29 protein-coding genes are annotated in these 25,573 nt (G+C 45.8%); 22 read left to right on the forward strand and 7 right to left on the reverse strand.

Going from position 1 to position 25,573, the window contains the following annotated elements; all coding sequences use genetic code 11:
- Positions 1–87: 87 nt before the first annotated feature.
- From AAW31_RS09450 to AAW31_RS09490, 9 genes are all read left to right on the forward strand, one after another.
- Positions 88–885, forward strand: a complete 798-nt coding sequence (locus tag AAW31_RS09450) for a bestrophin-like domain (RefSeq protein WP_046850054.1) — start codon at positions 88–90, stop codon at positions 883–885.
- 569 nt (positions 886–1,454) lie between these two features.
- Positions 1,455–2,039 (forward strand): lipid-binding SYLF domain-containing protein, encoded by a 585-nt coding sequence (locus AAW31_RS09455; protein WP_052752165.1) that lies wholly within the window; start codon positions 1,455–1,457, stop codon positions 2,037–2,039.
- Between the two features lie 34 nt (positions 2,040–2,073).
- Positions 2,074–2,937, forward strand: a complete 864-nt coding sequence (locus AAW31_RS09460; RefSeq protein WP_200899584.1) for a DUF2092 domain-containing protein — start codon at positions 2,074–2,076, stop codon at positions 2,935–2,937.
- Positions 2,934–3,707, forward strand: a complete 774-nt coding sequence (locus AAW31_RS18920) for a hypothetical protein (protein WP_052752166.1) — start codon at positions 2,934–2,936, stop codon at positions 3,705–3,707. Before AAW31_RS09460 ends, AAW31_RS18920 begins: the two co-directional genes overlap by 4 nt.
- Before the next feature lie 178 nt (positions 3,708–3,885).
- Complete coding sequence (locus AAW31_RS09470) at positions 3,886–4,821, forward strand: transporter (protein WP_046850055.1); 936 nt, start codon at positions 3,886–3,888, stop codon at positions 4,819–4,821.
- 258 nt (positions 4,822–5,079) lie between these two features.
- Entirely contained in the window at positions 5,080–6,141 is a 1,062-nt protein-coding gene (locus AAW31_RS09475) for a sulfotransferase family protein (RefSeq protein ID WP_046850056.1), read from the forward strand.
- Between the two features lie 76 nt (positions 6,142–6,217).
- The gene (locus AAW31_RS09480) at positions 6,218–6,712 is read left to right on the forward strand and encodes an MGH1-like glycoside hydrolase domain-containing protein (RefSeq protein ID WP_046850057.1); all 495 of its coding nucleotides are present in this window, start codon (positions 6,218–6,220) and stop codon (positions 6,710–6,712) included.
- Positions 6,709–8,196 (forward strand): alpha-amylase family glycosyl hydrolase, encoded by a 1,488-nt coding sequence (locus AAW31_RS09485; protein ID WP_046850058.1) that lies wholly within the window; start codon positions 6,709–6,711, stop codon positions 8,194–8,196. Before AAW31_RS09480 ends, AAW31_RS09485 begins: the two co-directional genes overlap by 4 nt.
- Positions 8,197–8,336: 140 nt before the next feature.
- Positions 8,337–8,558, forward strand: coding sequence for a hypothetical protein (locus AAW31_RS09490; protein ID WP_144412904.1), 222 nt, complete (start codon positions 8,337–8,339; stop codon positions 8,556–8,558).
- Between the two features lie 277 nt (positions 8,559–8,835).
- On the opposite strand, the gene AAW31_RS09495 is transcribed toward AAW31_RS09490, so the two are convergent.
- The gene (locus tag AAW31_RS09495) at positions 8,836–9,117 is read right to left on the reverse strand and encodes a hypothetical protein (RefSeq protein ID WP_046850060.1); all 282 of its coding nucleotides are present in this window, start codon (positions 9,115–9,117) and stop codon (positions 8,836–8,838) included.
- Between the two features lie 28 nt (positions 9,118–9,145).
- Between AAW31_RS09495 and AAW31_RS09500 the strand changes: the two genes are divergently transcribed.
- Positions 9,146–9,622: a hypothetical protein gene (locus AAW31_RS09500; RefSeq protein WP_046850061.1), complete on the forward strand. Its 477-nt coding sequence runs from the start codon at positions 9,146–9,148 to the stop codon at positions 9,620–9,622.
- A 144-nt stretch (positions 9,623–9,766) separates the two neighbouring features.
- The gene (locus AAW31_RS09505; protein ID WP_046850062.1) at positions 9,767–10,393 is read left to right on the forward strand and encodes a hypothetical protein; all 627 of its coding nucleotides are present in this window, start codon (positions 9,767–9,769) and stop codon (positions 10,391–10,393) included.
- A gap of 14 nt (positions 10,394–10,407) precedes the next feature.
- On the opposite strand, the gene AAW31_RS09510 is transcribed toward AAW31_RS09505, so the two are convergent.
- The 6 genes from AAW31_RS09510 to AAW31_RS09535 all read right to left on the reverse strand — a co-directional run bounded on the left by AAW31_RS09510 (position 10,408) and on the right by AAW31_RS09535 (position 15,063).
- Entirely contained in the window at positions 10,408–10,674 is a 267-nt protein-coding gene (locus AAW31_RS09510; RefSeq protein WP_046850063.1) for a YMGG-like glycine zipper-containing protein, read from the reverse strand.
- A 43-nt stretch (positions 10,675–10,717) separates the two neighbouring features.
- Positions 10,718–11,068: a Rap1a/Tai family immunity protein gene (locus tag AAW31_RS09515; RefSeq protein WP_144412905.1), complete on the reverse strand. Its 351-nt coding sequence runs from the start codon at positions 11,066–11,068 to the stop codon at positions 10,718–10,720.
- A 73-nt stretch (positions 11,069–11,141) separates the two neighbouring features.
- Positions 11,142–12,473, reverse strand: a complete 1,332-nt coding sequence (locus AAW31_RS09520) for a hypothetical protein (protein WP_200899585.1) — start codon at positions 12,471–12,473, stop codon at positions 11,142–11,144.
- A 443-nt stretch (positions 12,474–12,916) separates the two neighbouring features.
- On the reverse strand, positions 12,917–13,969 hold the full coding sequence (locus AAW31_RS09525; RefSeq protein ID WP_046850065.1) for an Lnb N-terminal periplasmic domain-containing protein: 1,053 nt from the start codon (positions 13,967–13,969) through the stop codon (positions 12,917–12,919).
- Positions 13,970–14,031: 62 nt separating this feature from the next.
- Entirely contained in the window at positions 14,032–14,478 is a 447-nt protein-coding gene (locus AAW31_RS09530; protein ID WP_046850066.1) for a glycine zipper family protein, read from the reverse strand.
- Positions 14,479–14,553: 75 nt separating this feature from the next.
- Positions 14,554–15,063 (reverse strand): hypothetical protein, encoded by a 510-nt coding sequence (locus AAW31_RS09535; protein WP_046850067.1) that lies wholly within the window; start codon positions 15,061–15,063, stop codon positions 14,554–14,556.
- Between the two features lie 608 nt (positions 15,064–15,671).
- Between AAW31_RS09535 and gspG the strand changes: the two genes are divergently transcribed.
- From gspG to AAW31_RS09590, 11 genes are read left to right on the forward strand one after another with little or no spacing between them, the layout of a single operon-like run.
- A complete protein-coding gene (gene gspG, locus AAW31_RS09540) occupies positions 15,672–16,106 on the forward strand; it encodes a type II secretion system major pseudopilin GspG (RefSeq protein WP_046850068.1) in 435 nt (144 codons plus the stop codon).
- A gap of 9 nt (positions 16,107–16,115) precedes the next feature.
- Positions 16,116–17,300: a type II secretion system F family protein gene (locus AAW31_RS09545; RefSeq protein ID WP_046850069.1), complete on the forward strand. Its 1,185-nt coding sequence runs from the start codon at positions 16,116–16,118 to the stop codon at positions 17,298–17,300.
- A complete protein-coding gene (locus AAW31_RS09550; protein WP_046850070.1) occupies positions 17,297–18,988 on the forward strand; it encodes a GspE/PulE family protein in 1,692 nt (563 codons plus the stop codon). Before AAW31_RS09545 ends, AAW31_RS09550 begins: the two co-directional genes overlap by 4 nt.
- Complete coding sequence (locus AAW31_RS09555; RefSeq protein ID WP_046850071.1) at positions 18,969–19,814, forward strand: hypothetical protein; 846 nt, start codon at positions 18,969–18,971, stop codon at positions 19,812–19,814. Before AAW31_RS09550 ends, AAW31_RS09555 begins: the two co-directional genes overlap by 20 nt.
- Entirely contained in the window at positions 19,807–20,337 is a 531-nt protein-coding gene (locus tag AAW31_RS09560) for a PilN domain-containing protein (RefSeq protein ID WP_046850072.1), read from the forward strand. The genes AAW31_RS09555 and AAW31_RS09560 overlap by 8 nt, the downstream gene beginning before the upstream one ends.
- Entirely contained in the window at positions 20,325–20,879 is a 555-nt protein-coding gene (locus tag AAW31_RS09565) for a hypothetical protein (RefSeq protein WP_046850073.1), read from the forward strand. The genes AAW31_RS09560 and AAW31_RS09565 overlap by 13 nt, the downstream gene beginning before the upstream one ends.
- A gap of 1 nt (position 20,880) precedes the next feature.
- Positions 20,881–21,477, forward strand: coding sequence for a hypothetical protein (locus tag AAW31_RS09570; RefSeq protein WP_046850074.1), 597 nt, complete (start codon positions 20,881–20,883; stop codon positions 21,475–21,477).
- The gene (locus tag AAW31_RS09575) at positions 21,477–23,768 is read left to right on the forward strand and encodes a FecR domain-containing protein (protein ID WP_046850075.1); all 2,292 of its coding nucleotides are present in this window, start codon (positions 21,477–21,479) and stop codon (positions 23,766–23,768) included. Before AAW31_RS09570 ends, AAW31_RS09575 begins: the two co-directional genes overlap by 1 nt.
- A 4-nt stretch (positions 23,769–23,772) precedes the next feature.
- Entirely contained in the window at positions 23,773–24,276 is a 504-nt protein-coding gene (locus tag AAW31_RS09580) for a type II secretion system protein (RefSeq protein WP_046850076.1), read from the forward strand.
- A complete protein-coding gene (locus AAW31_RS09585; protein WP_046850077.1) occupies positions 24,277–24,666 on the forward strand; it encodes a type II secretion system protein in 390 nt (129 codons plus the stop codon). It begins immediately after the preceding gene.
- Positions 24,660–25,307: a hypothetical protein gene (locus AAW31_RS09590; protein ID WP_046850078.1), complete on the forward strand. Its 648-nt coding sequence runs from the start codon at positions 24,660–24,662 to the stop codon at positions 25,305–25,307. Before AAW31_RS09585 ends, AAW31_RS09590 begins: the two co-directional genes overlap by 7 nt.
- The last annotated feature ends 266 nt before the right edge of the window (positions 25,308–25,573 follow it).

The raw sequence follows: 25,573 nt of genomic DNA on the forward strand, positions 1-25,573 counted from the left end.
GTCGCAACCGCTGGGGAATAGTGTGCGAAAAATCTTGCCTTACGGGAATGGAAATGGAAGATTATATTATGTCGGGTACATTGAGAAATGAATTTCGTTCATTTTGCTACTGACATTGCTCATGTTTCTGGTTTCTCTGCACTAGGGTTATTCATTGGCCTGCTGCTTGTTTTTGGTATTGGTCGATATATAGGTGTTCGATGGCTTCTGGCAACGGAGAGTGAACACACTTCCGCGGGGCTACTCGACGGTGCCATCTTTGGACTGTTAGGATTACTCATTGCTTTCACCTTTTCCGGAGCCATTTCACGATTTGATGACCGGAAAGAGATGGTGATCACTGAGGCAAATGCCATCGGGACAGCTTATCTCCGCCTGGATCTGTTGGCAGTTGAGACGCAACCGGCACTGCGCGCTTTGTTCCGGCAATACCTGGATGCCCGCCTGGAGATTTATCAAAAATTACCCGATCTGAAGGCAACAGAAGTAGCTTTGGTTCGAGCGAATGCGCTGCAAGGTGAAATCTGGTCTGCAGCTGTAAAAGCCTGCGAAGTAACAGGCTCGGTGCCAACGACCAATCTGTTGTTAACGGCGTTGAATGAAATGTTCGATATCGCTACGCAACGTACTGTTGTGGCGTTAGAGATGCACCCCCCAACCATCATCTATGTGATGCTATTTAGTTTGGCTTTAATCAGTGCGGGATTGGCTGGCTATACCACAGCAGGCATCGCAAAGCATAGCTTAACCCATATGGTGGTATTCGCCGCAATCATCGCGATCACAGTCTATGTGATCCTCGATATTGAATACCCTCGCTTAGGACTGATCCGGGTCAATTCCGTGGATCGGGTACTGGTAGAACTAAGAAAAAGTATGGAATAAGTTTGAATATCAATGCATGCCATAAGGATTGACCAAGGTTACAGATGGCTAATTGTTAACACAGCGCAGGCGCAAAGCCAAGCAAATCAACAGATAGGCTGCATCGGTAGCAGCTAATTCTGTTTCCAAATCAAAAATGACGCTAAGGCGAGCAGCAGGCAGTATAAATAATACGGCAAGGTCAAGCCGAAAAAGTAAGCTTTGATTGGGGAATAGAATAACTTTGTAGATTCATTCTCTTTTTAAAAATACTTAAATCATTTTTGATTATTTTGCAATGAAGTTTCCTACGTATTTATACGTATTCTTTTAATTATTAAATTTGGGTAATCTTTTGAAATATGGAGTGTAATAACAAGCGTTTTGGTTCTTTTCTATATATCAAGGCATTTATTTAATTTTAACGCCAAGTTTGTAGCCGAAGTCGAGCTTAAACGCAGCATGTCTAACTCCTAGGAGTTTTTGCCTGAGTTATTACCGGAGTCTGATCAGCACTGCGACATGGATAGAGATAGTCAAATCAAAAAAGTCAACAAGAAAGCCAAATCAAAATCGACAGGAGAATCACTATGAGAATTAACTTAACGATTTACTTAATTTTGATCACAGTTTCAGTATCCATGTTAGTAGGTTGTGAATCTACTGGCGGTAAGCAAGCTAGTATGGACAGTCAGCAATCTAGTGTTGCAGCTGAAATCGATCGTGAAGTCGATATTGCTTTGGCGCAGCTTTTTCAAACGACGCCTGAGGCGAGAGATCTGGCGGCACGCGCGAAAGGAATTCTGGTATTTCCGCATATTCTCAAGGCAGGGTTTATCGCAGGGGCTCAGTATGGGAAAGGCGCCATGCGTAAAGGAAGAACGACAGCTGGTTACTATAATATTGTGGCGGCTTCGTACGGTTTGCAAGCAGGAGTGCAGTCATTTAGTTATGCAATGTTTTTCATGAATGATGAGGCGCTTAATTATCTCGAAAATAGCTCGGGATTTGAGGTCGGCATAGGTCCGAGTGTTGTCGTTGTAGATGCTGGAGTGGCCAGAACTTTAACAAGTACGACGCTTAAAGATGATGTTTATGCATTTATCTATGGGCAGCATGGTTTAATGGCCGGCTTGGGTTTGCAGGGATCAAAGATCACCAGAATTAATCCATGACCGGATTGCGGCCTATGGCTAAAGGAGATGACCTATGAAGATTAAAAGACAAGTGAAAATAAGGATGGCATTGTCATTATATTTGATGAGCCTGATTGCGCCAGTGGCTTGGGCACAGAAGCAATCACCGGAGGAATCAGAGTTTTCAAGAATTTCCTCAACAAGTTCGCAAATAGCTAAGGAGCAGGCAACAGCCAGGAATGCGCTTATCCGTATGGCCGAATTTCTGGCAAAGGCGCAGAAATACAGCGTTAACATCAAATCGAGTTATGAAGTGCTACAAGAATCCGGTCAAAAGATTGAATTTGGCGAGAACCGGAAAGTCATTGTGAACCGCCCTAATGGGTTGCACATAGAAGCGGAGCATAGTGACGGCGAGAAGCATCTTGTCCTGTATGACGGCAGGCAAATCACTGTCTTTACTCCATCTGAGAACGTTTACGCCCAGGCAACCAAAATCGGCGGAATCGATGAAGCAGTCATGTATTTCCTTAGAGATCTCGGTATGAGATTGCCACTTGCCTTACTCGTGACGGCCCGGCTCCCGGAAGAACTCGATCGACGCACTCAAACACTCGATTATGTAGAAGAGACCGTTATGGATGGGAAACCCGTTTATCATGTGGCAGGGCGCACTGAAACGGTCGATTATCAAGTGTGGATTACCGAAGGGGCTAAACCGTTGCCGCTTCAGATCGTGTTGACTTACAAGAATGTAGAAGGTCAACCAGATTACAGGGCAAAATTCTCAGATTGGAATTTGGACCCTAAAGTCAAAAATACCCTCTTTACATTTACCCCGCCTAAGGAGGCACGGAAGATTGCCTTTATCGCGCAATTGCCTAAAACTGTGCTTCAAGGGTCAGTGAGCCCAGCAGAAACAGGAGAACAGAAATGAACACCAAACCTTACTTGTTCATCACAATTATCACGGTCGCATTTATTTTTTTGATCGGCACGGTGCATGAGGCCGCCGCCCGTTTAGGCGGGGGAGGTGGAAGAGCGTCTGCCGGTGGTGCACGGGCGGGTGGTGGTGGTGCGAGGGCGGCTGGTGCTGGTTTTTCCCGTAGTGGTGCTGCCGCAAGCGGCAGCTTCTCGTACAGCTCGTCCCGAGGTGCAGCAGCAAGATCTGGCGCTCCAGCAGCCTCTGCATCGAGAACAGCCAGCCGATCGCAGGCTGCGCAGACAAGAGCGACGGGCCGGGCAGAAACCCGGGAAGGGCGCCAGGAAGGCTATACAGAACGTACCGATATCCGTCAGCAGCAACAAACTGCGCGGGCGGGTGAACGGACTGAGCGAGCAGGGGAGCGGACGGAACGAACTCAAGCCAGAGCGGACACCAGGGAGAGTTATGCGGGTCACTATTATGATGAACATGGGCACTATCATGATGATGACGACTGGGATGACGGTGAAGTTGCAGCGTTGGCGATTGGTGCTGCAGTAGTGGGCGGAGTAGTTGGGTATGCAGCGGGTCAATCAACAGCGACGCCATCCTCTACCGTCGTCTACAGTGCGCCTCCATCATCGGGTTATGCTAGCCTGCCCTGTTCTCCCTACACAACTGTGGTGCAAGGGGTGACCTACCACCAATGTGGTTCTACCTGGTACACTCAGGCTTACGGGGGAAATGGTGTTTCGTATGTGCCTGTAGCAGCGCCTTATTAAGTAGTTGGTGGAAGAGGCTGCTACTTTCATTAAATAGATTAAGTATATTGGAAGATCAAATTTATATTAGGACGAGGTAATGCCCCGTTCTTTGGGGTAATTAACTTAAAAACTAGCTAAATCCATTGTCTTGAAGCCATCTGGTCGCGCTGTTTTCAATCTATTGGTACAGACTCGGATGAGGAGGCTTTATAAGTTTGAAAGTCTGAAGTTAACTCGTTTTGCGGCAGCGATGCTTGCTCTGGTTGCTTTAGGTGCTAACGGGCAGGTCATCGAGCCGCGCACTTATACCAACGCGCCTGTAGGACTGAATTTTCTGGTGACTGGTTATAACTTTATCGGAGGCGGGGTAGGTACCGATCCAGCGCTGCCGATTGAGGATACCAAGGTTGAGATCCATTCTACGTTTTTTGCTTATGCTCGCTCATTGGATTTCTTCGGTAAATCGGCAAAATTCGATGTGGTGCAGCCGCTCTCCTGGGCATCGGGCAGTGCCACAGTTACGGACCAATTTCGCGATCGGGAAATATTTGGACCTGCCGACACAAGATTCCGCTTTGCAGTCAATTTCTTCGGCGCGCCGGCACTTTCTATGAAAGATTTTGCAAATTATCGACAAGACACGGTTATTGGCGCCAGCGTAGAAGTGACGGCGCCCAGCGGGCAGTACAATGAAGACAAACTTCTCAATATCGGCAACAACCGCTGGTCCATCAGGCCGGAAATTGGCATTTCAAAGAATTTAGGGCCTTTTATATTGGAACTTGCCGGAAGCGTCCAGTTTTATACAGCAAATGACGATTTTCTTAGTAGCAGAGTACGTGAACAGGATCCTGTTTACTCTCTACAGGGACACCTTATCTACAGTTTTGGAAACGGTATTTGGTTTGCCGTGGATGGCACCTTTTACACTGGTGGGCAGACTATTGTAGATGGTGTGAGAAGAGGGGGCAAGCTGGAAAACTCACGAGCAGGTGTGACCCTTTCTCTGCCTGTGAATCGACATAACTCGGTCAAACTGTTTTTCAATACGGGCGTCTCAGTTCGTACAGGTAGTGATTTCAACGCGGTTGGAATTAACTGGCAATATCGTTTCGGTGGGAATATTCATTGAGACGCCGGATCCTTATAATATATCTCGAACTTCCTTAAAAGCATGCGCTGCAGCTATCTGCTAAGACCAAGTGCTTGGATTCAGAACGCCGCATGAGATATTCTTCGGAGTGTCGGTAAGTTATGCCAATCAGTCTTCAGAAGTTGCACTTCGAATTTGAATCCACGGATTATTTCTACGTGTTCATACGTATTTCATTAATCAGCATATTTGAATACTCTAATCGCATATCATGTTTCAGTAAAAAGGGGCGCAATTATGCAAGCTTTCCGGCAAATGACTCAACTTTCACGCTTTCCTGATTTCTTCGTGGTAGGTGCACCGCGTTGCGCTACGACATCCTTCTGCCGATATCTTGCACGAAATCCGCAGATATGCTTCTCTCGGCCAAAAGAAACCTATTTCTTTAGTCAACTTGATCATGATTTATCTGAGAATGAATTGCAGCGAAATTACTTAAGCTGCTATTTCCCTTATTTTACTGCAGATTGTCGCGCCGTGGGTGAGGGCACCGTAACGTACCTTTATCAGCCTGAAGCTATCAAACGGATTCAACAACACAATCCTGATGCACAGTTTATTGTTTTAGTGCGCGATCCGCTTGCCATGCTACCATCGTATCATCAGCGATTGCGATATCTGCTGCAAGAGGATGAACCGGATTTTGAGAGAGCGTGGGCGCTCCAGTCGGCGCGAGCGCGAGGGGAGAATATTCCGAAGCGATGTCTTGATGCTCGATTGCTGGCATATAGTGAGATCGCAAAATTTGGTGCGCAAATACAGCAACTCTACGCCATCGCAGGACGCGAACGAACGCATGTGATCGTTTTCGATGATCTCGTGGCCGACCCGCTTCGCGTCTACCAGCGTGCCCTGGAGTTCCTTCACGTCGATTACGACGGACAGACCCGCTTTGAGCGGAAATACCAAAGCCGTATGTATCGGTATCGCTGGCTGCAGCAGTTACTTTATTTGCCAGTGATGCGTCATGGAAAAGTAATCGATACCCTGCAGCGTCGCCTGTCTCATTACAATCAGGATGGTTCAAAGCGTCGCAGCCTGATCAGCCGATTGGCTACTTGGAATACGATTCAGGCATCGCCGGCGCCGCTGTCTCCTAGGATGGCTGCTATTGTGCGCGAGGCGTTGCAAGCTGACATTCAGCTTCTTGCCAGCCTAATCGATCGCGATTTGAGAACATGGCTCGCCGCAAAAAAAGATTATGCTACCTATCGCTTGCTGCCCTATTGGAAGAAGGCGGTATCTGTTCCGACAAAGGCAGGCTGCCAGCACTGTAAGTTTTCTCCGAAGTTGGAATAATAGCATAGGCAATACTGGTTGCTTGAGTATTCGCTCGATTTCCAAGTTTCACAAGCAGCACCCGTATGTATTTCACGTGAATGGTCAGGAGTACCGGGTCGATTACCTGTCGGCTGAGTCGAATACTGGCATGTTTGGCGGCAACTCCAACTGGCGCGGCCCGGTATGGATGCCGGTGAATGTGCTTATTATCCGCGCTTTATTGAGTTTTTATCTTTATTACGGTGATCACTTCAAAATTGAATGTCCCACTGGCTCTGGCAGAATGATGAATTTGTTTGAAGTGAGCAAGGAGATTGCCGATCGGCTCGCACGCATCTTCCTCAGGAATGAACAAGGCAGGCGACCGGTGTATGGGGGTAGCGAGAAATTTCAGACTGATCCCTACTGGCGCGATTATATTCTGTTCTATGAGTATTTTCATGGTGACAATGGGGCAGGATTGGGCGCGAGCCACCAGACCGGCTGGACCGGACTGGTGGCGAAGACTATCCAATTGTTCGGATTGCTTGATGCCGAACGGTTCCTGGAATCGGGCAGGCAGGCTGCATTCAAGAAAAACGAGGTATGAATGCCTGGCCGAAGTACCCGCTGATCTATGAAATCAACACCTGGGTGTGGCTAGGTGAATTGACCCGTGAGGCGACACGACAGTATACACTAGCGTCAGTCCCTGATAGCGAGTGGGATCAGATTGCTTCATTGGGATTCGATGCGGTCTGGTTGATGGGCGTGTGGGAACGGAGCCCTGCTAGCATTGCCATATCGATGCGCAACGAAGGTCTGCTTGCAGATTTTCGCCTGGCCCTCCCTGATTTTTTGCCGGAGGATAATGTGGGCTCACCTTATTGCGTGCGGCGCTATGTGGTGGATCAACACCTGGGAGGAGCGAAAGGATTAGCGATTGCCAGAAGCAAACTCGCTGAGCGAGGGGTACGTTTGATTCTAGACTTTGTGCCGAACCATGTTGCTCATGATCACCTATGGGCATTTGAGCATCCTGAATACTTCATTCAGGGAACTCAGGAAGATCTGATACGCGATCCTCACTCATTCGTGTCCGTCAACGGCCGTGTGTACGCTTGTGGGCGTGACCCTTACTTTCCCGCCTGGGAAGATGTGCTTCAACTGAATGCGTTCAACGCTGGCCTGCGTGATGTTGTCATCGCAACAATGTGTGATATTGCGGAGCAATGCGATGGTGTGCGCTGCGACATGGCCATGTTGCTGATGAATACCATTTTCCACCAAACATGGGGTGATCGCGCAGGTCGAGTTCCAGAAGTTGATTATTGGCTGCAAGTGACTCCAGCTGTCGAAAAGAAGCATCCACAGTTCCTATTTATTGCCGAGGCTTACTGGGAGATGGAATGGGCACTGCAGCAGCAAGGTTTCGATTATTGTTATGACAAGCGTCTTTATGATCGCCTTGAGCATGATACTGCCGAGAGCGTTTACCTGCATCTCTGTGCCGATCTGCCCTATCAGGAAAAGCTCGTTCGCTTTATTGAGAACCACGACGAACCGCGCGCTGCTATGACGTTTACTGATCAGCGAGCACGGGTTGCTGCGGTAACGTTTGCGACATTGCCTGGTGCCAGGCTGTTTCATGAAGGACAATTCGAGGGACGCCGTGTAAAACTGCCCGTGTTCCTGCGCCGCCGCCCCGATGAAACCGTGGACCAGAATTTTCAGCGGTTTTACTACACCCTTCTTGAAACTCTGCGCAGCAAAGACTTCCAGGAGGGGGAATGGGAATTGTGCGAACGAATCGGCTGGCCGGACGATGATAGCTATCTGAATGTGGTCGCCTGGTGTTGGCAAAAAAATACTGATCGCCACCTGATTGTCGTTAATCTCTCAGCAAACCATTCTAAGGCGAGGGTGAGATTACCGTGGACGGATCTCGTCGGATATCCCTGGCAGTTGAGCGATCCGTTGCAGACAAGAGTATTTGATCGGTCGGGTGATGAACTTCAAGTATCAGGTTTGTACGTAGAATTAGCACCATGGGGTTATCACTTTTTCTGCTGTGAGCGTAATTGGTCGAGCTGAATTCGGGAGACAGCGGATATAACGACGGAGGAATGAATAGGAAAGCATAAATCGGGTTTGTGGCAAGCTTCAGCACCCTCTAAAGCAGGATGGATAGGGCTTGTCCCAACAGAGGCCATTTGCTTTGTTTCTTTTTCCGCGTGATCATTCTTACGGGCTGCGGTGAATTTGCCATGCATGATGTGGATAGTCTGTTATTCCCTGGTTTTTACAGATCAGAAGTTGTCGGTTTTTTAGCAGAATTAGGAATAACTTTTGCCGCTCTGCCAGATTTGATCGGGATGATTAAACGAAGGTCAAGCAAAGGCATGAACCCCAGGATGGCCGCTATTATGGGTACTTTCCAAATTTTATGGGTTTAGTACGGGTTGTTGATCTTTTCAAGACCTGTCATCCTTTGGAATATTATCGCGGTGATCACTAATTTCTTTGTGGTGGGCGCTTATTTTTACTTTGCTCGTAAAGAAAAAATAGGTCAAGGTCAACCGAGCTAATGAATTTAGCTAGATTTTATGAGCGAAGCGATGTCACCATCTGAATGGACTGTTGGGCAAACTGGATAAGTGCAAAATTGATCTTTTTCAGACTTGGTCTGTTGAAGATAAGGGATGAATAAAGTTTATTATGGATCTACAACGATCAGCATCCATCTGCAGTGGAGGCATTGATGATATGGTTCACATCTTTAGTTTCCAGACAAAGATTAGGGTAGCAGGGCTGATCTTTCTCATCCTTTTTATGGCAGGCAGGGTGTGGAAGCGTCCAGCCTAGATGGGTAGTACGCACCACATCGACGCTATTTTCTTCCTCCTCGAATTCAACAGGCTTGGAAGGGGAAGTGGTGGCCCTGTTCACACCCTTAGCGTCGACATCCTCTCGGGGCGATGAAGCCGTATTGAGCCTATATCTTGCGGAATCCATTAAAAAAATCGCTCCAACTTGGAAGATAATGGATGAACAGCAAACAATCGCCCTGATTAACCGTCACGGCCTGGCAGAAGAGTATACCTGCTTGCGCCAGGGCGTTGATCAAAGTCATGTCCTGAATCGGGAATTACTTCAAAAAATCGGGAAAAGTATAGAGGCGCGATACGTACTTCAGCCCAGATTGGCATACATTTCACAAACTATGACGGACCGTTTGGATGCGCCAGTCACTCCATTCGTGATTTTGCAGACCCGTTCTGCTGTTATGAGACTTTCCCTGCAACTATGGGACACCATCAGCGGTGAACCTGTATGGTCCTCCGCAGCCGAATCTGTCGTGGTAGGGGAAACGGCGAGCCTGGAGCCCATGTTTATCAAAGACGCTGCTCGAGCCGCATTCGGTGGTATGTTAGTAGACTTGCTGACTAAAAAAACGTCATCGGAATATAGTCGTCTGAACCATTTTCTTGACAGTTTGATCCAAGAGAAAAACAAATGAGATAAGCCAGCGGAACGGTAGGTAAGAGCTGCTGCAGGCCAGGGTAGGGCGCATTTCTTTGTGTACTTTTTTTGTCTGGACTGCCGTATGACCCGACGGCATTCAACGGATTCGGGAGTATAAAATAACGATTGAGGAGGTTTCATGCTACTCCCTAAAAAAAATCCAAAATCTACTTTAACCTGGGTTGCGATATTATCCATCGTACTTCAAGGTCAAGCATCTTATCTGTCAACTGGCCTAGAGGGTGTGGAGTGCCATCAAATCAAGGATGAAAATGTGCTTGACCGCTTTAAAGCTAAACAAGTCGATGTGTCTGCTGTAAATCTCAAATCGATTATCTTCAAATCGAAGGTATATCAGATTGGACCCGTGACCCTTACTCAGGACGAATTTCGTGCATCAGCTGCTCCAGATTCTGTGTCTGAAGTAGTTGTGAAACTTACCGATAAGCGGGCATTCGGGGTGCTGAACGGCAAAATGGTGGGCGTAGTCGAGGCAATCACGACTTTGGGTGGAACGAGTACGTTCTACGAACTTGCACTGTTAACTGAAAGTACTGAACATGCCCAAGGCTGGACAAATACTGATACTGTTCTTCTGGGCGATCGAGTAAGGGTACATTCGTTAGCAATTGAGCGTGATCACGTCACAATTGTGATGACGATGCATCGCCCGCAAGACGCGATGTGCTGCCCGACGCTCACGGTCATAAAGCGCTTTGCTATCCGGGGTGACCGCCTCGTCATGGTCAGCGAAGGAACATACTAGAAACACTATCTCCTTTACTGTCCTTCCTGATAGCCTTTTTGGTAGGCACGTTGCTCAGACTGTTTGTGTTTATCGTAAACATACCCACCTAACAAGCCCGCGCCTGCGCCAATGGCAGCCCCCATCCCTGCATTACCTGCTATTGCACCAATTACAGCGCCGGTTGCTGCGCCTCCTGCCGTTCCGGTCATCATTCTCTGTTCTGACTGAGTCATGCCTGCACATCCAGCTATACCCATTGAGATGACTGCTGCAATGATTAAATAAAGAATTTTTTTCATGCTATCGCTCCTAAAAATTATCGAATGGAATTAGCAGTAACCGTTATCCTACACATGGAAATTTCTCTATCAGATATTTCATTACGGTATCAACGGCTCGCTCCTTCAGGTATTCTGGATGAGCTTTCATCCATTCGACATAATTTGCTATGGCTTGGTTGCGTGACGGCTTAGGATCAGGCGGGCAAACCAAAGGGCTGAGCCCGGGATTACTGTAGAAATCTTGCTGATACTGATAAACGCCGACCAGGTAGCCATGGCAGAAGTGGATAGCTTCTTTGTAAAGGGGATCTGCTGGTGAGGCTGTACATAACTCGATGATATCCTGCGCATTCCTTGCCAGAAAATTATCTTTTGTGGCAGCCTGAGACTGTGTTGTTAGGCACCCTGCCATAATAATTGCTATGAAGCATTTTTGACAAATAGTAAGATGCATGATTTTTTCCTTCATGAGTTAAATAATTTATTCACTTATCGCCTATTTTGGTAAATTCACATCTTTCTTTAATAAGCGGCGAGGTATGCGGATTGCCGATGCCATTGGCAATCAGCGCGACCACCCGATCATCAATGAAATATCCCACATGGGCTTCCAGTGGATTAGCAAAGCCTTTGATATCAAAGGCATCAATAATTTTGGCTACGTTGATTGTGACGTTGGTAATGCTTGGGCATAATCGCGAATCCAGATATTTTTCGCTGAACTGATTGGGTATGCCATAACTTAATAAATCATTGGGGTCACTGAAAGCAATAATGGATGTATCGGTGAGCATACGCTGCGAGTAATGCGCACCTTCAGGTTTACAATAGGTTGCTTTCTGACCCACTACTTCGGGGGGGTCTCTGCCTAATTGCAGGAGCGGAAGCTGATTGGATAGCATGAAAACGGGGATATGTTTTTCACGGAGTGCTGCTATTGCTTTGGAGGTTGCTGCGGAAACAACCATTGATTTAAACTTTTCGTCTGATCCTAAACTGGCATACTTTTCCGGGTGTTCCAGCATATCGGCAATACGCTGGAAACCATCAATGGTGATACGGCTACCGAGACTATGTGAAATCACGACATAGTCATCGCGCTCTATTTTGTCGATATGCGCATCGCCCAAGCCTCGGCAGACATGTTCTCCTTCCTTCGGAAGATCTTGCCAGTATTGTGTTGCCATCCAACAGAATGATTGTGCGAATGCTGCCAGAATATGTTCCCTGATGCTGCCTAAATAAATAATAGGATCGGGCGTGGTGTCATTGGTGAATTCCTTTAGCCTACGATTGATTGTGGCTCTGCGAAAATCAATTTCTCCTGAAGTGTCAAATCTCAGCAGTGCTTTCTCTTCCAGAGAAAGCCTCGACCAGGCGAGTTCATAAAATGTCAGCTTCTCACCGGTAGCTTCATTCAGCAGTTGGGTTGCGCGCAAATTACCCAGAGTTTTGTCAGGATATAAAGGTGAAACCAAAGTGATATTCTTGGAATCGCCCGCACGACTGTTTAAATTTAATTCTTTGGCTAGTTTATTCAAGAATTCGGTGGAATAGCCTGGGATATGATCCCCTACACCATGCACCATCGCGACTTTGGTCTCTCCCTGTGAGTTGATGAGGTGTGGTTTAATCCCTTCAAAAGGCATGCCCTCAACGATGCAGATGCGGGTATCTTCAGTTTCAGCTTTTTCCAGAAGAGCTTGTGTCACACCTTTGCTGATGCTACTGACACAACCCGATAAGAAAAAAGTGATTGAGAGAAAGAAAATTAACCCTCGATTTTTTCTACTCAGATAATAAGCGCTTGTCATCATGATTTTATGGTTAGTTGTAATTGAACAAAACTGGACATTTGATTAAGGTCATTCAGCTTCGCTCATGCCGCATAATGGTAAGCTACATACTCCTGGTTTTTTGAACCTAAAAAAGACAATCTCAGCAGTAAATAACTGAAAAAACGTGCCGCTTGCTCTTTCAGCATGAAGTGACAGGAGAGTAAACTCTTTTCTTTTTATTCAATTCTGATGCTGCTATAGCTTATTAAAATTCGCGCACTAAAAATATACGTGTTAACACGTAAAACGATCCTTATGGCAATAAATTAAAATACATCTTTTGGGCTATTTATGCCGAATGTTTAAATTTAAGTGCCTTTTTGGTTTAAGACGAAAGGCACTTAAGGAAAAGAGGCGCTTGATGGATAAAGTCTTGGTAAGTTGTGTGATTGGCTGCAAATTAGCACGTAGTCAGTACTCATCTAATTTAGAACTTGAGGGGGCGTGGTTGGGATATGGGTATCCTTTGCTCGAATAAGACGCGAAAAATCTACAGCATCATCAGCGGCCAGTGCCCGAGCATTGATATGGGATAGTTGTTGTAATTCAGGAAAAGTCAGGCCGTCAGTTTTTAATTTACCGTGTTCATATAACAATTCCGGCAGGTAGCCGCTTGCCAGAATCTTCCAGTTGAAAGGTAGCTGTGGTGGATTGACGCGGCTATTCAGCCAGATACTGGTCGTACAGTTGGTCGTGAGCGTGTTGTAAAACTCGGGTCTGGTCTTTAGTTCATTGATTCTGCGCATATATTCAAGGAATAAGCGGCGGCCATTTTCGATGGGTCCATTTACTCGATAAATATAAGTATTTTCTGGTGGATTTTCACGATAGTTGGTGCGTAACCGTATAATGTCGCGCTCATCAGCGACCACGTAGATAAGTTCATATTGTCGGAAGAAGCCTTTAATAGAAGAGTAATCTTCACCTTTTTCCTTGCGTGTTTCGATGGATATGGCGAGATAGTTATCATCGAGAAAGGCGAAGCTCAAGAATATATGTGCTATGGCAGGCCCCATCCAATAAGAGGCTACTATATCCACTGCCTCCAGGTTGTTTAAGTCGAAGCGTTTGTCATAGTAGCTGGGGGTGTAATCAGTTTCGCTGCGGTAATTTAAGTTGCGAATGTTGTGTACTGTAATGAGATTGCCTTCAATCGTTGCGTATGGCAGCACTGCGACATCCGTTTGCCAGTTGCGCTCATTGGAGGGTGAAATATTGCTCCACCACACTAATAATATTAAGAATAACGCATAATAGCCAATAAGCACTTGCCATCGCCAGCGCCGAAAGCCTAATGCGATTAAAGTTGATAGCAATATAATCCCAAAGGCTATGGCCAGGATACTGCGTACCATATCGCTGTACGGACCTGAAAATGCAAGAGCAAGCACACCCCAGCTACCCGTTGCTATTGTCAGTAAACCGAGCAATATCCAACTCACAATGCTGATAACTGGGGCTCGGGCGTTCCTCATTAGGTGAAGCCTGTCGGCATGTTTTAATAGCTATGAAGATACGTCACTAGTTAATACATTTTTTATTTTAACGTGTAACCCCGGCCTTCAAAGCAGGCAGCATAGGCACGCTGAAAGTGCTGTTGTTGCTGTGCCGCAGCCTGATCATTACTCGCACGCTTCTGGCGTTGCCTTACCCCTCCTAACATCGTTCCACTGACTGCGCCTATTGCAGCTCCTTTGCCAGCATCACCCGCAATGGCACCAATTGCAGCGCCACCCGCTGCTCCACGAGCAGCCCCTCCTATTCGTTCGCCACCAAGCCTCTGCTGCCCGGATGCTGCATACTGGCTGGCTTGCAGAGGGTCATAGCCTGATTGGCCCTTGGCCCAAGCATAGCACTCACCTTCATCTATCTGCTGTTGTTCTACGGATTGTCCCTTTGCGGGATAAATGGTTAATTGTGCACTCACCGGTGTACTGGCAAGTAGTGCACCCATTGCTGTTAATGCTATAAATTTCTGGAGCATATTCCTTGCCTCCTAGTATTAACTTGAAATTGATTCAAAAAGATGACTTGAAACTTGGATATTCCAGCACTTTTTTTATTCTGCTAAAACTAATGGAATGGATTCTGCAAGTTCATATCGTACGATGGCGCGAATTTTGTTCTCGATCTGGAGGTAACGTGCAACCTTTGCACCAGGAAGGACGGCGCTAAGTTTGGGCACATATCTCCGCTTTAGGTTAGCTTCCTCCATTTCGATGGCAATGGCTTCATCAATCAGTTGAGTCGCCTTTTCATTTGGGATCGCACCTTTATTAAAGGCTACGGCATAGTCATCTATCAATCTTGCCAATCGCAGATTGATCTCATGTAAATCTTTCTGGTAGGCATCATAGACAGGCCAGAATACTTTGGCTTCTCCATCGGTCAGGCTCATATTATTGGTAACGACTAATTTCTTATTTGCAGTGATCTCATCGCGCAGCTCTTCCATATTGCTGGCTACATTGCTTTCATCCATATTTTTTTTGTCAGCGTACGAGGGTAGAGTTACGGAAAAGATCAGTAAAACAAAACACAACAGATGAGCTAAATATTTATTGTTCATATTCTTTTCCCTTCTTAAAATGGAAGTTAGTAGAGCCGAACTATGTGTTGGATATATTTTTTGATGTGTTGGATATATTTTTTGGCGAGCAATGATTGCCTCTAATAAAAGTAGACCTTAGCCTCCAGTTTGAGTTCAGTGTGGTATCATTTTTATAATGGAACGGATAATTACTCACTCAGATTACCTTAAGAAAACCGAAATAGTAGTTGTGCATCTTATGCTTACAGATCAGTTAACTATATCATTCTATTAAGGTGCCGGTACGAACCAAGACAAATTACAGGACCATACAAAATTTCTTTTATGTCTCTACTCATTTTTCATTATGATGTGATTGACTAAAATTGACATAATGAATAATGGTCTTTATATCTTCTGAAAATATAAAGTCGGGAAATGCTGATGGGTTAAAAGGATTAAATTTGTTAATCAAATTCACGCTTATTTCTTACTTACTCTAAACTTTCCTAATGAAAAATCTGGTTTAATATTTCTAGAATACACTATGTCTTTCGTGCAGTATTGATGCTAAATGGCATATCATTGTCTTTGATTGCACTGTTTATCTAACAAATCAAAATAGTAACTTTAGTTGAGAGGTTAAAATGGAGTATTACTATAAAAATTCGCGTAAAAGTGGTATTCGTGGGTTTACATTGCTTGAGTTACTGGTTGTGATGGTCATCATAGGTTTGCTGGCTGCCTATGTTGGTCCCAAATATTTCTCGCAGGTAGGGAAGTCAGAAGTCAAAATGGCGCAAGCACAAATTGATTCGCTTGAAAAAGCCTTGCATCAATATCGTCTGGATGTGGGCAGTTATCCCACTACTGAGCAAGGATTAAGTGCACTCGTGACACGACCTGGTAATGAGATAAAATGGCAAGGTCCTTATCTTGGTAAAGCACCTCCACCTGATCCTTGGGGAAAACCCTACCAATACATGTATCCGGGTGAGCATGCAGAGTTTGATCTTTTTTCTTTAGGAAAAGATGGGCAGCCAGGCGGGACAGGGGATGCTGCCGATATTGCCAACTGGTAGAAAGAATCAATGCGTTATACTGTAAAAGCGATTCTTGCCAAACAAGGCACAGTATCTCTCGAACTGGATGTAGCTAACGAACAGGAGGCTCGACAGCAGATAGCTGCTCAAGGCGGGATGGTGCTGAGTGTGCATCGGAACTTTGCGGGTTGGTTTCCTAAATCCAGAACACGTTTTCCGCTCACCCATTTCAGTCAGGAGCTTCTCTCTCTGTTAACAGCAGGCCTTAGTCTGGTAGAAAGTATCGAGACGCTTATTGAGAAAGAAGAGGATAGTGGCGTACGCAAAATTATCCAGGAAATTCTTGCGCGCTTGTATGAAGGGATGACCTTTTCGCAAGCATTGGAGACTTATTCGCAGATATTTCCTGCTCTGTATATTGCCACGGTTAGGGCGAGTGAACGAACAGGTGATTTACCTGAAGCCTTGACGCGGTATATCACCTATCAGACACAAATGGACATGGCGCGTAAAAAGCTGGTGGGTGCATCTATATATCCTGTTTTGCTGTTAGTCGTTGGACTGTTGGTAGCCGTTTTTCTGCTGCTTTTTGTTGTGCCTAAATTCAGTGCCATCTATGAGGATATCGGTGCAGATTTACCCTGGTTGTCCGTTATGCTGATCAAATGGGGGCGCTTGGTGCATGAAAGTGGCTGGATGATAGCGGGCATCTTTACCGCTATGCTGGCGCTAGTTACCTACAGTTTCACCCGACCTGCATTTCGAGCGCGTTTAATGCAGTTGTTATGGAAAATTCCGGCGATCGGTGAGCGGATGCGGATTTATCAGCTCGCCCGGTTTTATAAAACGCTGGGAATGTTATTGCGAGGTGGCATTCCGATCACAAAAGCATTGGAAATGGTGAGCAATCTTTTACAGCCGCATTTCCGGCCAAGGGTCATCGCAGCAGCTAACCATATCCGTGAAGGTAAAACTATCTCGAGCGCAATGCAAATAGCAGAGCTGACGACGCCCGTAGGAAGCCGGATGTTACGAGTAGGTGAGCGAACCGGGCTCATGGGGGATATGATGGAGCGGATCGGTGGTTTTCATGATGAAGAAATCGCTCGCTGGGTCGAGTGGACAACTAAGTTAATCGAGCCGCTATTGATGGCAGTTATCGGCACGGTGATTGGTGGTATCATTATTTTAATGTATATGCCTATTTTTGAGTTGGCAGGAAGTATCAATTGATTGAAGCGAATTCTCAGGCTGTTACAAAGCCATCTATCGATATACATCAGCTTGGCCAGGCGCGCCAACAGGCTTTAGCCCAAAAAAGCTCTGTCATCAAAATATTAGAGGAAGTATATGGCTACTCATCCAGTGAGCTAATGATCGAGTTGGGCCAACTCCTGCAGATGCCGGTGATCCAGATGGAAGATTTGCATAAATTGCATCCTGCTTTTGAGATTTTACCATTTGCAGAAGCAGTCAAACAGGAATGTGCTTTATTCCATAAAGATCAAGAGTACTTGCTTGCGGTAGCCGATCCATTTTTACCTAATTTACATGCTTGGGCAGATGAATATATTGCAGTCGGTGTGACGTGGTATTTAGTGCATCCGGCTGATCTATCAGCATTTTTCTCCCAGCAAGAAAAGAATATGCGGGCGATGGATAATGTGTTGCCAGCGGAACAGCAGGGAATGGCGCAGGCGGGTATCGAAAATTTGTCGTTAAAGACCATCCATGAAGGTACAAGTAAGGTCGTGAGGCTGGTTCACTCCACCTTATATGATGCCCATAAATCGATGGCAAGCGATATTCATCTGGAAACGATGCAGGGGTCATTAGCGATAAAATACCGAATTGACGGGGTATTGACCACCATTGGTGTGATGCAAGGCCATGATTTGGCCGAGCAGGTGATTTCGCGTATCAAGGTGATGTCTGATCTCGATATTGCAGAGCGCCGAATTCCTCAGGATGGTCGCTTTAAAGTTTCCATTCAAGGACGAGAGATTGATTTTCGTGTATCGATCATGCCGAGTATTTTTGGTGAAGACGCGGTGTTACGGATCCTGGATCGAGAGGCGCTTACCGATCATGTGGAAGGTTTGACATTGAACCAGCTGGGATTCAATCAGACAGCTATTACGAGTATCCGCCGATTGAGCTCGGAGCCTTATGGCATGCTGCTGGTAACCGGACCTACCGGAAGTGGCAAGACAACTTCCCTTTATGCCGCCATTTCGGAAGTTAATCGTGGTGATGACAAAATTATTACGATTGAAGATCCGATCGAATATCAGCTACCTGGTGTTCTCCAGATTCCGGTCAATGAAAAAAAGGGTCTTACTTTCGCGCGAGGATTGCGCTCTATTTTACGGCATGACCCAGACAAAATTATGGTGGGTGAAATCCGTGATGCCGAAACAGCCCAGATTGCGATACAAGCTGCACTAACCGGTCACCTTGTTTTTACCACGGTGCACGCTAATAATGTATTTGATGTGATCGGAAGATTTTCTCATATGGGAGTAGATCCCTATAGCTTCGTTTCAGCCCTGAACGGCATTGTGGCGCAAAGATTGGTGCGTTTGTTATGTCCTCAATGCATCATTGATGAGCATCCTGCGGATCAGCTGATTGCGGAATCCGGCATTCCTCTAGAAGAAGCGGAACATTATCACTTCCGGTTCAGCAAAGGATGTGGCCAATGTCGTGGCAGTGGTTATCGGGGACGGAGTGCGATTGCTGAGATACTGCTGTTAAATGATGAAATTCGTGAATTGATTATTGCGCAGGCTACGATTCGCCGTATCAAAGAAGCAGCTAAACAGAATGGTACCCGTTTTTTACGTGAAGCTGCACTTGAGATGGTTAAAACAGGACAGACCAGTCTGCAGGAGGCTAATCGTGTCACTATTGTGGCGTGATCGGATTCAGGTTTTTTTTGCGCCTGGTCGTGTGGATATGGTGAGAACGTTCCGGGGCACGAAATCCAGACAATCGCCCAGAATTTCACAAGTACATGGATATCCACAAGATACCGCCATGTGGAAGAGATCCTTACAACAGCTTGAGCAAATGATTGAAAAAGAAAATACAGCATCAAGTTTGAAGGGTGCTGAGCTGATCATCACGCTTTCCAATCATTTTATACGTTATGTGGTGGTTTCACCTCAGCAAGAAATTACTGGCCCGGCCGAGTTATTTGCTTATGCCAATTTTCGCATGCGAGAAGTCTACGGAGAACGAGTCGAGGATTGGGTCGTAAGTATAAGTGATGAGCATCCCTATCAAGGTACATTGTGTGCTGCGATCACCCGTGATCTATACAGTGAGTTTGAAGCACTGGTTTCTCGTCATCGCATGAAATTAAGACGAATCGAACCTTATCTGACAGCTGCTTTCGATCAATGGTGTAAATCGTTTAATGATAAGCGCTTCTGGTTTGTAGTCATCGAGCCAGAGCGGCTGTGTATGATTTTATTTTCCAACAGCGAGTGGAAGGGAATACGAAATCAGCGTGTCGTGCATTCGATTGAAACCGAGTTACTTGCTGCACTTGAGCAAGAGGCTATTAATTCCGGTTATCGGGAACCTATTGAACAGGTGTATCTGCTTGCCCCGGAAAATCCGGATTTGAATTTGCCCAGCGATAAAGGATGGCAATTTGCCTACTTACCTACTGAGAAAATACCGGTACCACTTCACTTCCCTTCTTTTAGTGTGGCTGATAGTGAGGCAGGACATGCGTGACCTGAAACTGAAATTTCCTTATATAGCGCAACAAGCGCGTTATATCGATTATATTTTGCTGGGATTAGGTTTCATGATTTTTATTGCCTGCTTTTATCAGCTGAAATCAGTCATGGAAGAAGCTGCGCATTGGGAAGCACGTATCGATCGTCTTGAGCAACAACAACAGCATAAAAAGACACCGAGAACGCCGGTTGCACGAATTACTCAAGAAACACAAAAGGAGCTTAAACAGGCAAAGGAAGTGTTGCGACAAATCAATTTGCCCTGGGAAGCGTTATTTGATTCCTTGGAATATACGGTAAGCGAGGAAATTGCATTATTATCTGTGCAACCGAATATAGCTAATCGAGCGATACGGGTTGCGGGTGAAGCGAGAAATTTAGCAGCATTGACTGATTTTGTCGAAGCGATTGAGCGAGAAGAAGTGTTTGAAAATGCATATGTGATCAACTATAAAGTGAAGCAAGAGAATCTCCATCGACCAATTGCTTTTTCTGTGACGACAACATGGATCGATTGACCGTAGAAAGACAGCTGATTCAAATACGCTGGCAAATAACGCGACTTAATCTAATCGGAAAAATAGGCTTGGGATTGTTTACCCTTTCGGTCGTCTTTTTCTGGGCAGCTGTTTTGCCACAAAAAGAGAACGTCCTTAAACTTAAGGAACAAGCCGCCTCAATGCAGCAACGAACGCAAGCTGAAGCTGCCGTAACCACAAAGTTAGATGATAATCAGGCCTTACAGGTTTTTTATAATTTTTTTCCGAGTATCGACTCATCACCTTACTGGATCAAGGAATTAGACAGGATTGCTAACAAACACAAAGTTGAGCTAAGTCGCAGTGATTATCGGTTGATGCAAGAGCAGGATTCAAAATTGGCTCGCTATGAAATGATTCTGCCCGTTCATGGCAGCTATCCTCAAATTCGTGCTTTTATTGCCGATATGCTGGAAACCATCCCCGCAATAGCTTTGGTTGATATCGCGCTCAAACGTGAAAATATTAAATCGGGCAAACTGGATGCCCGACTTAGCGTGAATCTATATCTGCACGGTTGAAATGGAAAAACAGGCGGCCAATATTCGCAGGTTGATTCTGGGCGCTGCGCTCGTGGCAACACTCTTTGCAGTGATATGGCTCGAGGAGAATGATGCTGACATAGAAGAGACCGTCCAACCCATTCTACCCACTAAACCCGCATCAAAAAGTGTAAGTGTAGCTGGCAGAAAAAGTGACATGGGTCATCTACAAGTTGATCAATTAGGGCAGCGAAAATTTAGTGCTGAAGCGGATGATATCTTTGCTTCTGCTTCCTGGGAACCGAAGCCACCTCGTGCTGATCTTTCTCAGTCTCCATTTGGTGGCGCCGGTGGTGCCGGTGGTTTGGACCAAGCTGCCAAATCTGCGCCTGTTCGTGCGCCTCCTCCTACAGCGCCTCCTCTGCAATTTAAATATATCGGCAAAATTATGGAAGGAAAGCGGACAAGCGTATTTCTTTCCATGGGGGATGAATTCTATATTGCAAAAGTAGGGGGACGTATCGAGAAAAATTATCGGGTCGATAGGATTAATGATGACGTAATCGAATTTACCTATTTACCATTGGGCATCAAACAAAAGCTTCTTATCAATAATAATAATCCTGGAAAGTTTTAATGAAATCAGTCAGATTTTTCTTCATTATTTTGCTGCTGACACTATTAATGAGCTGTGCACAATTAGCTACCAGAAATCGGGCATTTTTAGAAGGCCAGCAATTGATTGCGCAAGGTCAACTTGATGCAGGCTTGAAGAAACTTGAGCAGGCAGCTTATGAAGAGCCTGATAACAGAGAAATCCGTACAGTACTGACACGACAGCGTGAGGCGATCGCCAATCAAATACTCAACGAGGCGGAAAATTTACGAGCAGCGGGGAATTTTGATAGTGCTGAACAGCAATACCGCCATGTGCAGGAAATCACCCCTAATAGCGAGCGCGCCAAAGCAGGGTTAGAAGCACTGTATCTGGATCGGCATCAACAATTCTTTATTGAACAAGCCAGAGAGGCGCTCGCTCGAAATGATGTGGAAGGTGCTGAGGCGGCCGTGCGCGCGGTGTTACAGGAAAACCCGATGAATGGAGATGCGCGCTTATTAATTAGAGAGATTAATCAACGCCTTAGTCGGGCTGAAGAACCTGGGCTGGCATTAATGACCACTTTTGATAAACCTATCACAATGGAATTTCGCGATGCGAGTTTGAAAACGATTTTTGAGCTGATATCACGCACCGCAGGGATCAATTTTATTTTTGATAAAAGTGTTCAGCAGGAGTCGAAAACATCTATTTTTGTACGCGATAACAGAATCGAAGATGTTTTAAAATTGTTGCTAGTCACTAATCAACTTGCTTATAAGATATTGAACGACAATTCGTTGTTGATCTATCCGGATACTCCGGCCAAACAAAAAGAATATCAAGAGCTTGTGGTGCGCAGTTTCCATGTGGTCAATACCGACGTCAAACAGATGGTATCGATGATCCGCGGATTGGTCAAAGCTAAGGATATTTACGTTAATGAGAAGCTCAATCTTTTTGTGATGCGCGATACATTGGAGGCAATCCGTTTGGTAGAACGACTGGTTGCCATCAATGATTTTCCCGATCCAGAGGTCATGCTTGATGTGGAAGTATTGGAAGTTAACCGAAACAATGTAGCCAAGCTTGGACCTAATTTTCCAGGAAGTATTACTTACACTCCCAATCCCGGTGGCACTGACGCAAGCGGTAATCCCATTGCGGCAGCTGCTACAACTACACTGGATCAGATGACCTTTGGTTTAAAGAATTTTTCGGTCAGCAACCAGGTCGTGATTGATTTAAGAAAAGATCTTACCTTTAATGACCTGCTGGCCAATCCGCGTATTCGTGTCAAGAATCGCGAGAAAGCTAAAATTCTGATTGGCAGCAGACAACCTATCATTACTTCCAATGTCACGGGGACTGCAGCTACCGTATCACAATCAGTGACTTTCATTGATGTGGGATTGAAACTGGAAGTTGAACCTGTCATTTCTCCGAATAATGAGGTGGCCATCAAGGTGATGCTTGAAGTAAGTTCGATAACAGGTTTCGAAGCAGGCACAACGGCGGGGAGTCGGTTCCCTGTCGTAGGAACACGGACAGCAGAGACTTTACTGTCCTCAAATGATGGTGAAACGCATGTATTGGCGGGCTTGATTAACGACGATGATAAAAGAAGCCTGGGGGGTATACCAGGATTGATCGATACGCCGATCCTGAACAGGTTGTTTGGGAATCAAAGTCTGAATCGTCAAAAGACAGAGATTATATTGTTAATCACCCCGCGCATTGTACGTAATGTTACGCAACCGACCAAACTGGAGAGCGAGTTTTATTCTGGTACGGCCAATGCGGCTGGAAGATTGCAGACGTCTATTCGTAAGACATTGCCACAATCCCTAGCCCTGGCTCCTTCCGGGCCGGCGTTAGGTGCTCGCTCTGTTTTTGGAGGAGCACAGCCGACACCGTCAACGTCAATGGCTGAATCTGCTCCTAATCCATTTGCTGCAGCGGCTGCGCAACAAGCTGGTGGGGCTTCTCCATCACTTACCTTGTTAGCGCCGACCACTGTGCCCATGGATCGAGAATTTACCGCAACGGTGAGACTGGTTACCCAGAAAACCAATCTGGCGAGTGAACTTAATCTGACATACGATAAGGATCTGCTGGAAGCGCTGGATGGCGGTGAGAAATCTGGAGTTCGGACTATCAAGCTGGGTAGGGAAGAACCAAGTGGAATGACAACTGTCTTACGTTTCAAAGCGATCAGTCCCAATCCGGGGACCGCTGAAATTGCTGTTCAAAGTTTGACAGCACAAGACGACAAAGGAAACCCGGTTGAGGTGAGCTTGCCACCTCCCGTAAGTGTCGAGATCCAGTAGTAATATGCGAAAACGAAGCTCAGGATTGATAACAACCTCTCGTGGATTCACTCTGGTCGAATTGATGGTGGTGGTGGCTATCATCGCTACTTTGGCTACTGCAGTGATGCCGTTACGTGAGATTGCCGTTAAGCGTGAGAAGGAACAAGAATTACGTCTTGCCTTGCGTCAAATTCGTACTGCAATCGATGCTTATAAACAGGCTGCGGATGAGGGACGAGTGGAAAAGAAAGCAGATGAGGTGGGTTATCCCCGCAAATTGGAAGATCTGGCGAAAGGTGTGCCCAATATAAAGGATCCTAAAAAAAATATGATTTATTTTTTGCGACGTTTGCCGCGTGATCCTATGTTTGCCGACGAAGATATGGATGTACCTGACGTTGACACGTGGGGAAAGCGTAGCTACGAGAGCCCACCCGATAATCCGGAAGAAGGTGACGATGTGTTTGATATCTATTCTCGCTCCAGTCAAAAGGGGCTGAACGGGATTCCTTATAATCAGTGGTAAATGAGAATACTTGATTTTTACCGGCGCGCCGGTTTTACACTCATTGAGTTATTGGTTGTCATGGCAGTGATTGCTACTTTACTCAGTATTGTTGCACCGAGATATTTCAATTCAGTCGATCGGGCTAAAGAGGCTGTATTGCGTCAAAATCTGAGTATCGTGCGTGATGCGATTGATAAATTCTATGCTGATAGGGGAGTTTATCCGCTTAATTTGGAGCAATTGGTGGAAGAGCGTTATATTCGTGCTATTCCGATTGATCCAATTACCGACAGTGCTTTAACATGGATTGAAGTGCCTCCGCCTGGTGAGGAGGTTGAAGGCGTGTATGATCTACACAGTAGCTCTGATAAGCAGGCATTAGATGGAACATTTTACGATAAATGGTGAGAAAGAACCACGCTAGCTATCCTTGTGGAGAACAAGGTTATATCTATCTCTGGACGTTATTTGCGGTTGCGCTGGCAGGGGTAGGACTGGCAGGTGTTGGTCCAATGTGGCAAATTGAATCCCAGCGAGAAAAAGAAATGGAGCTACTTCATGTGGGGGATCAATTCAGGCGTGCAATTGAATCGTATTACCTCAATTCCAGTGGAAAAGCGAAACGGTATCCAGAGTCACTAGAGCAATTGCTCGAGGATAGGAGTTCATTAATAGCCAAACGTCATCTCAGAAAAATTTTCCTTGACCCAATGACCAATAGTCATGATTGGGGGTTAATTGAGCAAGCAGGGTCGGGCATTACAGGTATATATAGTAAATCGGACAAAATCCCGCTCAAGCGCACAAATTTTCCAGAACATTATTCCACATTTTCAGAAGCAAAAAGTTATCAGGATTGGAAATTTGTTCATGCTGGCGGGGGGACGGGTGGAACAGATTCACAGCGATCAAAAACACCTAAATCCGGTGTGCAAAGTGCTCCCTCTACCAATCCTTTTGCTAGTGATAAGGCTACATCAGGTTCTAATCCTCTTTCCCCAAGCCAGCCAGCAGATAGCACTAATCCATTTACACAAAATCCTCAATAATCGCGTAATCAATCTTGAGAGATCCTTTTTAAGGAAAACACTGAATGTTTTTACATAAATGAGCTACTCCATAGATAGGGCTCAAGAACTTGCTTATTAGCCGGTATAGTTTGTTTTCGGCGTTACCTCTGCTTGCTTTTCTTACTGTTATCCCATTTCCAAATCAAAAATGACACGAAGGCAAACCGCAGATAATATAGATAATATGGTAAGGTAAAGCCGGCAAAGCCAGTTTTGATTTAGAAATAGAATTAGATGACGGCAAA

This window comes from Nitrosomonas communis, from assembly GCF_001007935.1.
Classification (GTDB): Bacteria; Pseudomonadota; Gammaproteobacteria; order Burkholderiales; family Nitrosomonadaceae; genus Nitrosomonas; species Nitrosomonas communis.